Origin of the sequence: Serratia sp. NGAS9 (assembly GCF_009905295.1) — a bacterium.
Classification (GTDB): domain Bacteria; phylum Pseudomonadota; class Gammaproteobacteria; order Enterobacterales; family Enterobacteriaceae; genus Serratia; species Serratia bockelmannii.
Window position 1 is genome coordinate 2491724 of record NZ_CP047605.1, and the last position, 13445, is coordinate 2505168.

Annotated in this window: 13 protein-coding genes; 8 read left to right on the plus strand and 5 right to left on the minus strand. The window is 56.4% G+C overall.

Translation table 11 applies throughout. The annotated features are described in order from the left end of the window. Nucleotides 1-165 precede the first annotated feature (165 nt). The 6 genes from GUC32_RS12010 to GUC32_RS12035 all read left to right on the plus strand — a co-directional run bounded on the left by GUC32_RS12010 (nucleotide 166) and on the right by GUC32_RS12035 (nucleotide 8140). The gene (locus GUC32_RS12010; protein ID WP_025302842.1) at nucleotides 166-957 is read left to right on the plus strand and encodes a helix-turn-helix domain-containing protein; all 792 of its coding nucleotides are present in this window, start codon (nucleotides 166-168) and stop codon (nucleotides 955-957) included. Between the two features lie 390 nt (nucleotides 958-1347). Then, on the plus strand, nucleotides 1348-1962 hold the full coding sequence (locus GUC32_RS12015) for a TetR/AcrR family transcriptional regulator (protein ID WP_089180905.1): 615 nt from the start codon (nucleotides 1348-1350) through the stop codon (nucleotides 1960-1962). Between the two features lie 74 nt (nucleotides 1963-2036). Continuing rightward, entirely contained in the window at nucleotides 2037-3146 is a 1110-nt protein-coding gene (locus GUC32_RS12020; RefSeq protein WP_060447169.1) for an efflux RND transporter periplasmic adaptor subunit, read from the plus strand. Next, entirely contained in the window at nucleotides 3143-6241 is a 3099-nt protein-coding gene (locus GUC32_RS12025) for an efflux RND transporter permease subunit (RefSeq protein WP_369435756.1), read from the plus strand. Before GUC32_RS12020 ends, GUC32_RS12025 begins: the two co-directional genes overlap by 4 nt. 4 nt (nucleotides 6242-6245) lie before the next feature. Continuing rightward, a complete protein-coding gene (locus tag GUC32_RS12030; protein WP_164063192.1) occupies nucleotides 6246-6428 on the plus strand; it encodes a hypothetical protein in 183 nt (60 codons plus the stop codon). Nucleotides 6429-6604: 176 nt separating this feature from the next. Next, nucleotides 6605-8140 (plus strand): phospholipase D family protein, encoded by a 1536-nt coding sequence (locus GUC32_RS12035; protein ID WP_060447167.1) that lies wholly within the window; start codon nucleotides 6605-6607, stop codon nucleotides 8138-8140. Here the strand turns inward: GUC32_RS12035 and GUC32_RS12040 are convergent. Together GUC32_RS12040 and GUC32_RS12045 are read right to left on the minus strand one after the other, a co-directional pair. Then, the gene (locus GUC32_RS12040) at nucleotides 8121-8477 is read right to left on the minus strand and encodes a thioredoxin family protein (RefSeq protein WP_049207596.1); all 357 of its coding nucleotides are present in this window, start codon (nucleotides 8475-8477) and stop codon (nucleotides 8121-8123) included. The two genes, GUC32_RS12035 and GUC32_RS12040, sit on opposite strands and share 20 nt — an antisense overlap. After that, complete coding sequence (locus tag GUC32_RS12045; protein WP_025302848.1) at nucleotides 8474-8896, minus strand: MAPEG family protein; 423 nt, start codon at nucleotides 8894-8896, stop codon at nucleotides 8474-8476. Before GUC32_RS12045 ends, GUC32_RS12040 begins: the two co-directional genes overlap by 4 nt. A gap of 185 nt (nucleotides 8897-9081) precedes the next feature. Here GUC32_RS12045 and GUC32_RS12050 point away from each other — a divergent pair, with 185 nt between their 5' ends. Then, entirely contained in the window at nucleotides 9082-9396 is a 315-nt protein-coding gene (locus GUC32_RS12050; RefSeq protein WP_049204041.1) for a helix-turn-helix transcriptional regulator, read from the plus strand. 30 nt (nucleotides 9397-9426) lie between these two features. Here GUC32_RS12050 and GUC32_RS12055 read toward each other — a convergent pair whose 3' ends face one another. Further along, nucleotides 9427-9840: an energy transducer TonB gene (locus tag GUC32_RS12055; protein WP_049207593.1), complete on the minus strand. Its 414-nt coding sequence runs from the start codon at nucleotides 9838-9840 to the stop codon at nucleotides 9427-9429. A 293-nt stretch (nucleotides 9841-10133) separates the two neighbouring features. Here GUC32_RS12055 and GUC32_RS12060 point away from each other — a divergent pair, with 293 nt between their 5' ends. Beyond that, nucleotides 10134-11219, plus strand: coding sequence for an NAD(P)-dependent alcohol dehydrogenase (locus tag GUC32_RS12060; RefSeq protein WP_369435757.1), 1086 nt, complete (start codon nucleotides 10134-10136; stop codon nucleotides 11217-11219). 43 nt (nucleotides 11220-11262) lie between these two features. Here GUC32_RS12060 and GUC32_RS12065 read toward each other — a convergent pair whose 3' ends face one another. Both GUC32_RS12065 and GUC32_RS12070 read right to left on the minus strand, forming a co-directional pair. Beyond that, nucleotides 11263-12204 carry a sugar phosphate isomerase/epimerase gene (locus GUC32_RS12065; RefSeq protein ID WP_025302851.1) on the minus strand — a complete coding sequence of 314 codons (942 nt, stop codon included), beginning with the start codon at nucleotides 12202-12204 and terminating at the stop codon, nucleotides 11263-11265. 10 nt (nucleotides 12205-12214) lie between these two features. Continuing rightward, nucleotides 12215-13390 (minus strand): Gfo/Idh/MocA family protein, encoded by a 1176-nt coding sequence (locus tag GUC32_RS12070; RefSeq protein WP_049204042.1) that lies wholly within the window; start codon nucleotides 13388-13390, stop codon nucleotides 12215-12217. Nucleotides 13391-13445: the final 55 nt, after the last annotated feature.

Sequence of the window (13445 nt, forward strand, 5' to 3'; positions counted from 1 at the left end):
CGTCATCGCCTTCGTTTTAAGCAGAACGATGAAATTTTGGTGTAAATAGTGAGTTTCTTCGCATAAGGCCCCTGGTGTGGCTTGCGAGAACGTCACTATATGGAGGATCATGCGGCCTCTCTATCAAATAAAAGACATTCGCGTTATCAAAAGGGACAAACGACCATGGGATTCGACGTCGACAACGCCGAAACGAAACGCATCGACCTCAGCAGCCACGAAAACTCTGCGTTCGAGGTGACGGGGCTGGTGAAACACTACCCGGCGGGCTTTGTCATTCCTTACCACTCGCATAAACGCTGCCATTTGCTCTATTCGCAACAGGGTGTTATGGCGGTCGAGGCGAGCTGCGGACGCTGGATCGTACCGCCTACCACCGCAGTCTGGCTGCGGCCGGGGGTAGAACATCAGTTGGTCATGCAGAGCAACATTTGCGTTTACGGGATTTTTGTTGATGAATTCACCGCCGCGCGGTTGCCGTTGCGCGACGGCGTCTTGCAGGTGTCGCCGCTGCTGCGCGAGCTGATCGCCCAGTTGGCGACGCTGGCGCCCGAGGGCGAGGAGACCAAACGCCACGCGTTGCTCAGAGCATTGTTCCTCGAGGAACTGAGCCTGCAGCCGCAGCTGGCGCTGCATCTCCCTTGGCCGATGGAAGCGAGAATGGCTGACATTTGCCGGCAGTTGGTCATCACGCCGGCCGACGATCGCGGCATTGAGATCTGGGCGGATTCATTGTCGATCAGCGCGAAAACCTTCCAGCGTCACTTCACTCAACAAACCGGCATCACCTTTGGTCAGTGGAAACAGCGTCTACGGCTGTTGTCGTCCATCCCGCTGCTGCTGGCGGGCAACTCGATCATCCACGCCGCCTTCGAAAGCGGTTATGAGAGCCACAGCGCCTATTCGGTGGCGTTCAAAAAACTGTTTGGCGTTTCGCCTTCGCGCTTTACGCTATAGCCTTATGGCAGTGATCCGCTTGGAGATTGTTGTTGCTTGCACTCAGGTGAGCATCGACTGCCGAGCGAAGATACCCGCCATCGCGCCGTGGTGACTGAGGGAGTATCAGAGAGGCTGTCCGCGCGGGCATTAACCATATTGATAGCAGGGCTGCGGCGAGACCGGCAAAGCTGCCGCCGATGATGATGACGTCATTATTCATGGTGAGATGTTCCGTTTTGTTGATTAAGTGGAGTGCCCGGGGGCGCTGTATCATCCGGCGAAAAGTCTGCCAGAGTGCAAGTGTATTTAGGGCAAACAGGAAGAAGCCTTGAACCGAATTTGAATTGTGACCATATTACCAATTGGTCACTCGTTGTCAGCCGGGCTTCATTGAGCTAGGATGGGAAAATGACTAAACAGATGAATGAAACCCCTTCCAGGGGACCTTCCGACCACAGTGTCCGCGATCAGGTCGTTGACGCGGCCACTGAGCATTTCGGTCACTATGGCTACGAAAAAACAACGGTTTCCGACCTCGCCAAAGCAATTGGTTTTTCAAAAGCTTATATCTATAAATTTTTCGATTCCAAGCAGGCGATTGGAGAAGTGATCTGCGCTAATCGGCTGGCGATCATAAGGGATATTGTCCACGCAGCGATTGCGGATGCGCCGACAGCTGCAGAGAAAATAAGGCGGTTATTCAAGGCATTGTCAGAATCTGGCTGCGATTTATTTTTTCATGACCGTAAGTTGCACGATATTGCGGCTGTTGCTGTGCGTGATAAATGGCCCTCAGCACAAGCTCATGAGCAGCACCTGCGGCAGCTAATCGAGCAGATCATTGTTGAAGGGCGCCAGGCAGGTGAGTTCGAAAGAAAAACGCCACTGGATGAGGCGGCGGATGCGATTTTTATGGTCATGCGTCCCTATATCAGCCCGGTTCAGCTGCAATATAATTTGGACACCGTCCAAGCAGCGGCGGTGTTGCTGCCATCACTGATCTTGAGAAGTTTGTCACCCTGACTTTGTGACCATTGACAATAATGGTCACAAGTATAAGTATGGGTTCCTGTCCTGTTAATTAATTAAGGGAACCCATGCTCGGACTTAAACCTGTCACCTTTGCTGTCTGTCTGTTGCCGTTTGCCCTTGTGGCCTGCGGTGAGGCTTCCGATAACCGCGATCCACGCAGTCTGCCACCTCTGGTCAGGTCTGCCGCAGCGATCAATGCAACCGACTTTTCCCGTGCTTTTACGGGGGTGGTGGTTGCACGAATTCAGAGCGACCTTGGTTTCAGGGTTCAAGGCAAAATCCTGGAACGTCTCGTCGATACCGGCCAGGCCGTGAAACGTGGCCAGCCGTTAATGCGTCTGGATCCGGTTGATCTGAGCCTACAGGCTCAGGCTCAACAGCAGGCAGTCGCCGCAGCAAAAGCGCGAGCCCGACAGACAGCGGATGATGAATCGCGTTATCGCGGTCTGGTCACTACAGGTGCTGTGTCGGCATCCGCTTACGATCAGGTTAAGGCTGCCGCAGAGACGGCCAGGGCTGACCTCAGTGCCGCCCAGGCGCAGGCGAATGTGGCGCAAAACGCCATGGGCTATGCAGTCCTGGTCGCTGACGCCGACGGAGTGGTGATGGACACGCTGGCCGAGCCAGGTCAGGTGGTCAGTGCCGGACAGCCAGTTATCAGGCTGGCGAGGGCTGGACAACGCGAAGCGGTCGTCCAACTGCCTGAGACGCTGCGCCCGGTAATTGGAAGCGTGGCACAGGCCTCTCTGTACGGCAGCGATACACCCTCTGTTTCCGCGAAGCTACGGTTACTCTCTGATGCAGCCGATCCGCTGACGCGCACGTTTGAAGCAAGGTACGTGCTCGACGGTCCATTGTCTGGTGCCCCTCTGGGGGCCACTGTCACCATCCATATTGCGCAGAGCAGAGCATCGCAGCCGTTGCTGCAGGTGCCTTTAGCGGCTGTTTTTGACGCGGGTAAAGGTCCGGGGGTCTGGAGCATTTCAGGAAATCCCGCCAGAGTGACCTGGCGGTCCGTACAGGTCGTGAGCCTCGGGGATGATGCAGCAAGCGTAACCGGCAGCCTTAAGCCTGGCGAACAGGTCGTAGCGCTGGGCGCTCATCTACTGCATGATGGTGAGACAGTCCGGCTGGCGAAGCAGAGCGATATCCGTGTCGCCGGGAGTCGTCCATGAGTCGCGGACGTTTCAATCTTTCCGCGCTCGCCGTACGCGAGCGTTCCGTTACGCTGTTTCTTATCCTGTTGATCACCGTTGCCGGTATTCTCTCGTTCCTTGGGCTGGGGCGCGCAGAAGACCCGCCTTTTACGGTCAAGCAGATGACCATCATTTCCGCCTGGCCTGGAGCAACGGCTAAGGAAATGCAGGATCAGGTGGCCGAACCGCTGGAGAAGCGTCTCCAGGAGCTCAAGTGGTATGACCGCACAGAGACCTACACGCGTCCCGGTCTGGCTTTTACCATGCTCTCATTGTTGGACAGCACTCCCCCCTCAGAGGTCCAGGAAGCGTTCTATCAGGCACGCAAAAAACTCAGCGACGAGGCTAAAAACTTGCCGGCAGGGGTGTCTGGGCCGATGGTTAACGATGAGTTTTCGGATGTCACGTTTGCGCTCTTTGCGCTGAAGGCAAAAGGCGAGTCACAGCGGCTACTGGTGCGCGATGCCGAGTCATTACGCCAGCGCTTATTACATGTTCCCGGGGTAAAAAAAGTCAATATTATCGGTGAGCAGGCCGAGCGGATATTTGTCTCATTTTCCCATGACCGTCTGGCAACCCTGGGGGTCTCTGCCCAGGATATCTTTGCAGCCCTGAACAACCAGAACGTGCTGACACCTGCGGGCTCGATAGATACCCGTGGGCCGCAGGTTTTTATCCGTCTGGATGGGGCTTTTGACACACTGGAAAAAATTCGTGAAACGCCGGTTGTGGTGCAAGGGAGGACGCTGAAGCTTTCCGATGTGGCGACGGTCGAGCGTGGCTACGAAGATCCGGCGACCTTTATGGTGCGTAATCAGGGCGAACCTGCACTTCTGCTGGGTATCGTGATGCGTGAGGGCTGGAATGGTCTGGAGCTGGGTAAAGCGCTGGATAAGGAAGCCGCCAGCATCAATGCGGACATGCCACTCGGCATGACATTCGTGAAAGTCACCGATCAGTCAGTTAACATCAGTTCCGCCGTAGATGAGTTCATGATCAAATTTTTCGTCGCGTTGCTGGTCGTGATGGTGGTCTGCTTTCTCAGTATGGGTTGGCGTGTGGGTGTGGTGGTCGCTGCTGCTGTGCCCCTGACGCTGGCTGTCGTCTTTGTGGTCATGGAGGCGTCAGGTAAAAACTTCGACCGTATTACCCTGGGCTCGCTCATCCTGGCCCTGGGGTTGTTGGTGGATGACGCCATCATTGCCATTGAAATGATGGTGGTGAAAATGGAGGAGGGGTACGACCGAATCAAAGCCTCGGCCTATGCATGGAGCCACACTGCTGCGCCGATGCTGGCAGGCACCCTGGTGACGGCCGTTGGCTTTATGCCCAACGGTTTTGCACAATCCACGGCGGGTGAATATACCAGCAATATGTTCTGGATTGTGGGAATTGCATTGATTGCCTCCTGGGTGGTGGCAGTGGTGTTCACCCCTTACCTTGGGGTGAAAATGCTGCCGGATATCAAAACGGTTCAAGGGGGGCACACAGCTATCTACAACACCCGCCGCTACAACCGTTTTCGTCAGTTGCTGGCGCAGGTCATCGCGCGAAAATGGCTGGTCGCGGCTTCTGTCGTCGCGGTATTCACCGTTGCTGTTCTCGGCATGGCGCTGGTGAAAAAACAGTTTTTCCCGACGTCTGACCGGCCAGAGGTCCTTGTGGACGTCCAGATGCCGTATGGCTCGTCCATTGAACGAACCAGCGCCGCCGTGACGAAAATTGAGGACTGGCTGAAGCACCAGAAAGAAGCAAAAATCGTGACGGCTTATATCGGGCAAGGGGCACCTCGTTTTTATCTCGCCATGGCACCCGAGCTACCTGATCCCTCTTTTGCGAAAATTGTTATCCTGACGGACAGTGAGGGAGCCCGTGAGGCGCTTAAGTTCCGTCTTCGCCAGGCTGCGGCTGATGGACTGGCTCCTGAGGCGCGAGTTCGCGTGACCCAACTGGTGTTTGGCCCTTACTCACCCTATCCGGTTGCCTTCCGTGTGACAGGGCCTGATCCGACGGTATTACGAGACATCGCGGACAAGGTGAAAATGCTGATGCAGGCCAGCCCGCTGATGAGAACGGTCAACACGGATTGGGGCTCACGCGTGCCAACACTGCATTTCACCCTGAATCAGGACCGCCTGCAGGCCGTGGGGCTGACGTCAAATGCCGTGGCCCAGCAGCTTCAATTCTTGCTTTCGGGTGTTCCTATCACCGCGGTGCGCGAAGATATCCGTTCGGTGCAGGTCGTGGGACGCGCTGCCGGCGATATCAGACTTGATCCGGCGAAAATAGAGGGTTTCACCCTGGTCGGTTCTGCAGGGCAGCGTATTCCGTTATCGCAGGTTGGCGAGGTCGAAGTGCGCATGGAAGACCCGGTCCTGCGACGTCGTGACCGTATGCTAACCATTACCGTGCGAGGCGATATTGCCGAATCCCTTCAGGCACCTGATGTTTCCACTGCGATTTTTAAACAACTGCAGCCCATCATCACAACGCTTCCGAATGGATACCGGGTTGAACAGGCAGGCTCTATTGAGGAGTCAGGGAAAGCTACCCAAGCGATGGTGCCGTTATTCCCTATCATGATAGCCATGACATTGCTGATCATTATCCTTCAGGTGCGTTCGATGTCGGCGATGGTGATGGTCTTTATGACCGCACCTCTGGGGCTGGTCGGTGTGGTGCCAACCTTGCTGCTCTTCAACCAGCCCTTTGGTATCAACGCGCTGGTTGGTTTGATTGCTCTGTCAGGGATCTTGATGCGTAACACGCTGATCCTCATTGGGCAGATCCATCACAACGAGCAGGAAGGGCTTGAACCCTATCATGCGGTCATTGAGGCAACGGTACAGCGCTCCAGGCCTGTACTGCTGACGGCGATGGCGGCCATTCTGGCCTTTATCCCGTTAACCCACTCGGTATTCTGGGGAACCCTGGCCTATACCCTGATAGGCGGGACACTGGGTGGAACCATTATTACGCTGGTGTTCCTGCCTGCTATGTATGCTATCTGGTTCCGGATAAAGAGCCCAACGACAACCTTGCCAACCGAAAGCCATTCCACGTCTGAAGGATAAAAAAATGTCTGAATATAAAGCTGTTCTGATTGCCGGCGTTTCATCAGGCATTGGCAGGGCTGCCGCCTTGGCTTTTAAAGCCAGAGGTTGGTACCGTCAGGGATATCGATGGCGCTTCGCCGTTGAATGGCGTTGCGCTGACAGAAATGGATGTTCGTCATTTAGCATCATGCCTAAGCTGGAATAAATTAAAGCCGATAGATATGCCAGTTGCGCAATACGGCGCAACTGGCATGATTTGGATAGTAACGTAAGATATTTTTCGTTTTCCAAGCGGACCTCGCGCATAGCGCGCTTCTCCTATAGATTGAAGCAACCTAATGACGTATAAAGCAAAGCAGTCAACCTCCGAGGCCGCCTCCCGTGATAAAAATTGTCGTGTATCTGATTATCGCCGTGACGATCGCCATTATTGCGGCAAGAGTCATCTTTCGTTTGCCGGATATTTCGCAGCGTCTGCCGCAGGCGGCATTGCCGGCGGATCCTACCGCGCTCTTGCCGGCGCGGGCCGCCGAACAGATGGCGGCACATTCCGGCCTGAGCGGCGTGGTGCCGCTGGTCAGCGGCCACGATGCGTTCGCCAGCCGCCTGGCGCTGGCGCGGATGGCGGAAAGGTCTATCGACGCTCAGTACTACATCTGGCATAACGACACCTCCGGGCAGATCCTGCTGAAAACCCTGTATGACGCGGCCCAACGTGGGGTGCGCGTGCGGCTGCTGCTGGACGATAACGGCGTCGCCATGGATGAGACGCTGGCGGCGCTGAACGCCCAGGAAAACGTCGAGATCCGTCTGTTCAATCCGTCCACCGTACGTACGCCGAAGCTGGCCGGTTACGCCTTCGACTTTATGCGCATGAACCGGCGCATGCATAACAAGTCCTACATCGTCGACGGCGCCGTGGCGATCATCGGCGGCCGCAACATCGGCGACGAGTATTTTCAGGTCGGTGACGAAAACTATTTCCTCGATCTCGACGTGTTGAGCGTCGGCAACGTGGTGGCGGAGACCGCCGAGGTCTTCGATCGCTACTGGAACAGCGCCTCGGTGTTCGGCGTTGAGCAGATTATTCGGGGAAAAGGCGATCTTTCCGCCTTCCTGACGCAGGCCGCCGCCACCGAAACCAGCGAGCGCGCCCGTAAACTGGCGGTGCAGCTGGAAACCAGCGCGGTGCGCTTTCGCGATGGCGCCGTACAGCCGGAATTCACCCAGGTAGAGCTGGTGGCCGACGATCCGGCGAAAGGGTTGGGCAAGGCTTCGCGCGATCGTTTGATGGTGACGCAACTGGGTAAGATCATCGGCGGCGTCAGCCAGCAATTGGATCTGGTCTCCGCCTATTTCGTGCCGGGGCGAGAAGGGGCGACTTTCTTTGAATCGCTTGCCAAACAGGGGAAATCCATTCGCGTGCTGACCAACGCGATGAACACCACCGACGTGCTGGTGGTGCATGCGGGCTACGCCAAATACCGACGTGAGCTGCTGCAGGCGGGCGTCGAACTGTTCGAGCTGAAGCTGCGCGCCGGTCAACCGACCGGGCGCAAGGAGCTCAAGCCGCTGGGGCTGTCCGGCGCGGCGCTGCATGCCAAAACCTTCGCCATCGACGATAAGCGGGTGTTTATCGGCTCGTTCAATTTCGATCCGCGCTCGGCGCACCTGAACTGCGAAATGGGATTCTTGATCGACAGCCCGGCGCTGGCGGCCGACACCCGCCAACTGTTTGATGGCCCGCTCGAGTACGCCGCCTATCGGCCGGCATTGACGCCCGAAGGCAAAATGGTGTGGAAAGAAGCCTTCGAAGACGGCCATACCGAGGTGCACCAGCAAGAACCCGGCGCCGGCTGGGTAAAACGCATCGTTCTTACCGTGGCCGGCTGGCTGCCTATTGAGTGGATGTTGTAACGCCGGCGAATGCCGCCGCCACCCGGTGAGATAGCCGTTGCAAGGGAACCTCGCCTGCGATGATCGCAACGAGGCACGCATCCTCAAACAGGGCGAGGGAGGGCACGGATTTAATGCCGAATGCAGGGGCGAGCGTCGGCGCCTGCGCGACGTCAATGCTGCCGAAGGCGATCTCGTTGGCGTGACGGTGCAGCTGTTCAACGATCCCCTGCATATTCTGGCAGGGGCGACACCAGGAGGCGGAAAAGTAGAGGATGGCCCGCTGCCCCTTGGGTTTATCCGCATCATAGAGGAAATGGGCCACCTCATGGGGCTCTGCCAGGTTCGTTATCGTCATGGCAGGCTCCCGACGATCTCTATCCCCATCCAAAACATCGTGACGATTTGTGTGAAAAAGAAAGCGAAACGCCATGTGGCGACGTTTTCCGTCTGCTCGAAACCGATGTGAACCAGACTCTGCGCCATGCGCGCGCCGAGCAGCACCAGAGACAAGACATTCAGCGTCGTGCTTTCCACCTGAAATACGGCTATCGCCACGACGAGGGCCGTATAAACCGGCAAATTTTCAATGCAGTTGCGATGCGCCGCAATGGCGCGCTGGTAGCTATCGCTGCCCTGTGGTTTGTTCGCTTGCCATTCGCTCACCGTGGCACGGCCGGTTAAAATTCTGGACCAGCGATAAACGCCGACGGTGCCGAATAGAATCAATAAGGTCCAGCCGGCAAACGCCAGCAGTACCAGGGTTGGCATATTCATAATGCATTCTCACTTGTGTTGGGGAAGGCCTGCGGCCTCAGGGAGAGCCACTTGGCATGAATACAAGGTTATATTAGATTTATGTAAATTAGCAATATCTAATTTAAGTGGTGCTAATATAATGCTGTGCCAGCGTCTGAAAGCCGCTATAATGCGGCTGAATGATGACGGGGCCGTGATTGACCATGAATGCAAAAGCTAGCCAAGATCCCTTTCTGATCGAAGGGGCGATTGAAGCCGCCAGGCTGTTGAAAGCGATAGGCAACGAACACCGCTTGCTGGTGCTTTGCCTGCTATTGAAACACGATGAGATTGCCGTGGGGGAGCTACAACAATTGGTGCCGCTAAGCCAATCGGCGCTGTCGCAGCACCTGGCGAAAATGCGCAATGAAGGTCTGGTGACGTACCGACGCGAAGCGCAAACCTTGTTTTACCGCATCGATAACCCAAACGTGGCGAAAGTGATCGCCACGCTCAGAGAGATTTACGCGCCGAAGTGAACAGGGCGTTGATCGCCGGCCGAGATTCGCTTATCGGTTGGCGTCCGCATCACCAGAGAGTTTAAAAGTAAACAACGCCGTTTCATGAACACGGCCCGGTGTCCAGCAGCTGCGTGCGATGGCGCTTTTGGTGTCGCGATAGAACTCTGGGGTGCCCGTCAGCACGATATTTCTGGCTTTACCCTTATCATCAACATCAAACGTTGCGCTCACTTCGCCTTCGCGTTTTTCTGCCTTCGCAGAGGCGGAATAGTGCGGCCGCTCATAAAAAACTTGTCCGTCGCATCCCAAGTTAGGCGGTTGCTTTGCCGTTGGAACATCGCTGCCTGCACGCCAGGCATAAACGCAATCATTCACCGCACTGGCTTTTTCACAGCCATCAGGCTGCATTGGCACGCAGCCGGCAAGTGCCAGGCTCAGCGGGAGGAGGGTGAGTCGTGACATGGCATTTCCTGCATGACTTATCAATCAGATAACGTATATTTTCGCTGAGCGTAGAGTATTTGGAAAGAGAAATGATGCAGCGTCTGTCGATATAAATCGACCGTGTTTTTCGGCAGCGTGACAAAGCAGATTTTATTTGATGTTATTTTATTGAATTATATTTTTTATATTATTTACCGATAAAGATTACTGGCGTGTTTAATTATTTCCCAAGGCGGTAAAATCGGAAAAAATGACCGATTGGATTATTCTTTTCTGTAGCCACTTCGGCAGAAACCAAAGGATCTTCCGCCATGCGCATGATGAAAGCCGCTGCCTTTATCGAAAAGGGGCGAATAGAACTCATTGAAAAACCTATTCCTTCCCCTGGTCCCAACGATGCCTTGCTCAAAATAACCACGACGACAATCTGCGGCACGGATATTCATATCCTCAAGGGAGAGTATGCGGTGCCGCGTAGGTTGACCATTGGCCATGAGCCGGTCGGCATTATTGAAAAGTTGGGAAGCAATGTTAAAGGCTTTCAAGAGGGGCAGCGGGCATTGGCTGGGGCTATTTGCCCCTCTTTTACCTCCTATTCATGTCAGGACGGCTTTCCCGCGCAGGACGGTTCCTATTTACCCGAATGCCGCTGCCATGGCTATAAAGCCACGGCGGGTTGGCGCTTCGGCAACGTTATCGACGGCACTCAGGCTGAATATGTCTTGGTGCCTGATGCGGAAGCTAATCTGGCGCTCATCCCCGACGGTCTGACGGATGAACAGGTGCTGATGTGCCCGGATGTGATGTCTACCGGTTTCAAAGGGGCAGAAAATGCCAACATTAACATTGGCGATACGGTAGCCATTTTCGCCCAGGGCCCGATCGGCTTATGTGCCACCGCGGGGGCTCGCCTGCGGGGCGCCAGCCTGATTATTGCCATCAGCAGCTCTCCCGAAAAGCTGATGATGGCGGGAAAAATGGGGGCAAACGTCTTGTTGAATTACAAGGAAACCGATGTGATTGATGAAATATTCAAGATTACGTCAGGGCGCGGCGTGGATGCCAGCATCGAGTGTTTGGGGACGCAGGCCACCTTTAATCAGGCGCTGCGAGTCTTAAAACCCGGTGGCACATTGTCCAGCCTTGGCGTCTATAGCGACGATATTCAATTGCCTGTCGAGGCGTTTGCCTATGGGCTTGGCGATCATACGATTCGGTCGGCTCTGTGCCCCGGCGGCAAGGAACGGATGCGCAGAATGATGAACGTGATCCAGCATGGCGGTTTGGATCTCACGCCGTTCGTGACGCATCGTTTTCAACTGGAGAATATTGCCGAGGCTTACCACCTGTTCTCCGAAAAGCGCGATGGCGTGATTAAGTTGGCGATAACCCCGTAACGTGATGAACTCTGCGCAGCGGCCGTGGCCGCCGCGCAGGGTGTTATTGGCTGATCGTCTGCTGTAGCGCCTGAACGGAAGAGACGATGCCGGCATCGACCGACATGGTCAAATCTTCCATTTCCAACGACACCCAGTCGTTGTAACCCATCATGCGCACCACCGAGAAGAATTCCTTCCACCACTGCAGATCCCGGCCGCAGCCGACGGCGACATAGTTCCAGGCGCGGCCGGCCACCTCATCGATCGGTTTGGTTTCCAGCAGTCCGTTAACTTCGACGACACCGCGTTCCAGGCGAACGTCTTTGCCGTGTACATGGTGAATGGCGGGGCCAAGGGCGCGAGCGACCGCGATGGGATCCGCGCCCATCCAGATTAAATGGCTGGGATCGAGGTTCAGGCCCACCATCGGGCCAACGGCCTCGCGCAGCCGGAACAGCGTTTCCGGGTTCCACACCAGCATGGCGCTGAAGTTTTCCAGCGCAAAGCGCTCAACGCCGCACGCTTTGGCTCGGGCGACCAGTGCCTGCCAATAGGGGATCGCCACCTCATTCCATTGATAATCCAGACAGTTTTTCACCGTCGGTGGCCAGCTGACGGTATAGGTGATCCAGTTGGGGATGGTGTCATGCGGGCTGGCCGGCGGCAGGCCGCTCATCATGACGATCTTCTTCACCCCCAACAGGCCAGCCAGCTCCAGCGTATTATCGGTTTGCCGCAGATGGCGCTGCCCCAGCTCGCCCGGATCGAGCGGATTGCCGGAGACATTGAGCGCGGCAATCTCCATGCCGCGGCTGGCCAGCGCCTGTTGCAGCTGCCGGCGTTTGGCGGGATTGGCCAGCAGATCGTCGGCATCCAAATGGGGCGCAGGGGACCAACCGCCGGTGGTCATTTCCACGCCGCGCACCCCCAGCTCCAGCAGCCGATCCAGCATCGGCTCGAAGGGTAAATGGCCCAGGCTGTCGGTACAGAACGAAAGTTTCATGGTGCTTTCCTTATTGGTAATTGACCCAGGTGGCGCCGTTGTCGGCGGAGCGAACGCAGTTTTCAATCCAGCGCACGCCTTCCAATCCGGCATCGATATCCGGATAGATCAGCGCGGCCAGCGTCTGCCGATCGCCGCGCTGACTGGCGCTGATGGCGATGGCGAACTTGAGGTAGATATTGGCCCAGGATTCGGCCAGCCCTTCGGTATGCAGCGCGCCAAGCCGCTCTTCTGCCAGCGCGCTGTCGTCCAGATAGGGCATGCCGTGGTGCAGCGTTTGGCTGGGCCGCCCCTGGATCTCATAGCGTAATTCGCCGGGCGTGGAATCGCTCCATTGCAGGCTGGCGCGTGAGCCCACCACGCGGATGCTTTGGCTGTCCATCGCGCCGGCGTTGATGGCAGAAGCCCACATGCGGCCGACGGCGCCGTTTTCGTAGTGCATGAGCACCATGGCGTTGTCTTCCAGCGGGGCGCGGGAAGGAATAAAGCTCTGGCGATCGCACAGCAGGGAGGCAATCTTCATATCGGGCATCACCAGCTGCGAGATGTAGAAGGTGTGGGTGGAGATGTCGCCCAGCACAAAAGAGGGGCCGGCGATTTTCGGATCGACGCGCCACTTTTGTGCCTCGAACGTGTCCGCGCTTTCGTTGGCATTGAAGCCGTGGGTGTACTGCAATTCGACCATGCGTATTTCGCCGATGTCGCCGTTCGCGATCATGGCGCGCATCTGCATCAGCAGCGGATGGCCGGAGAAGCCGTAGGTTACGCCGACGATAAGGCCTTTCTCCGCCGCCAGCGCCTTGATTTCTCTCGCCTCCGCCGTGGTGAAGAACAGCGGCTTTTCGCAGATGACATGCAGGCCGGCATTCAGCGCGGCGCGCGTGATTTCATAGTGGGTGCCGTTGGGAGTGGCGATGGTTACCACCTCAACGCCATCTTCGCGGTTAGCTTCTTGCTCCAGCAGCTGTTGATAGTTGTCATAGCAGCGTTCGGCGGGCACGCCGAGATTGACGCCAAACTCACGTCCGCGCGCCGCGTCGATATCAAAGGCACCGGCAACCAGCCGATAGGCGGTGTTGTCGCGCAGTGCGCCGGAACGGTGTTTGTAGCCCACCTGGCTGAGGCGGCCGCCGCCGATCATCGCCCAACGCAGCGGGCGAGGGATGCTTCTTTCACCATTTAACATGCTGACTCCTGATACTGTGGTTTTGCACTCGGGTGCAAAGTGGGTTGATAAAGAG

Coding starts and splice junctions, on each gene's coding strand:
- GUC32_RS12010 (WP_025302842.1), top strand. CDS start 166: ATGGGATTCGACGTCGACAACGCCGAAACGAAACGCATCGACCTCAGC.
- GUC32_RS12015 (WP_089180905.1), top strand. CDS start 1,348: ATGACTAAACAGATGAATGAAACCCCTTCCAGGGGACCTTCCGACCAC.
- GUC32_RS12020 (WP_060447169.1), top strand. CDS start 2,037: ATGCTCGGACTTAAACCTGTCACCTTTGCTGTCTGTCTGTTGCCGTTT.
- GUC32_RS12025 (WP_369435756.1), top strand. CDS start 3,143: ATGAGTCGCGGACGTTTCAATCTTTCCGCGCTCGCCGTACGCGAGCGT.
- GUC32_RS12030 (WP_164063192.1), top strand. CDS start 6,246: ATGTCTGAATATAAAGCTGTTCTGATTGCCGGCGTTTCATCAGGCATT.
- GUC32_RS12040 (WP_049207596.1), bottom strand. CDS start 8,477: ATGACGATAACGAACCTGGCAGAGCCCCATGAGGTGGCCCATTTCCTC.
- GUC32_RS12045 (WP_025302848.1), bottom strand. CDS start 8,896: ATGAATATGCCAACCCTGGTACTGCTGGCGTTTGCCGGCTGGACCTTA.
- GUC32_RS12050 (WP_049204041.1), top strand. CDS start 9,082: ATGAATGCAAAAGCTAGCCAAGATCCCTTTCTGATCGAAGGGGCGATT.
- GUC32_RS12055 (WP_049207593.1), bottom strand. CDS start 9,840: ATGTCACGACTCACCCTCCTCCCGCTGAGCCTGGCACTTGCCGGCTGC.
- GUC32_RS12060 (WP_369435757.1), top strand. CDS start 10,134: ATGCGCATGATGAAAGCCGCTGCCTTTATCGAAAAGGGGCGAATAGAA.
- GUC32_RS12065 (WP_025302851.1), bottom strand. CDS start 12,204: ATGAAACTTTCGTTCTGTACCGACAGCCTGGGCCATTTACCCTTCGAG.
- GUC32_RS12070 (WP_049204042.1), bottom strand. CDS start 13,390: ATGTTAAATGGTGAAAGAAGCATCCCTCGCCCGCTGCGTTGGGCGATG.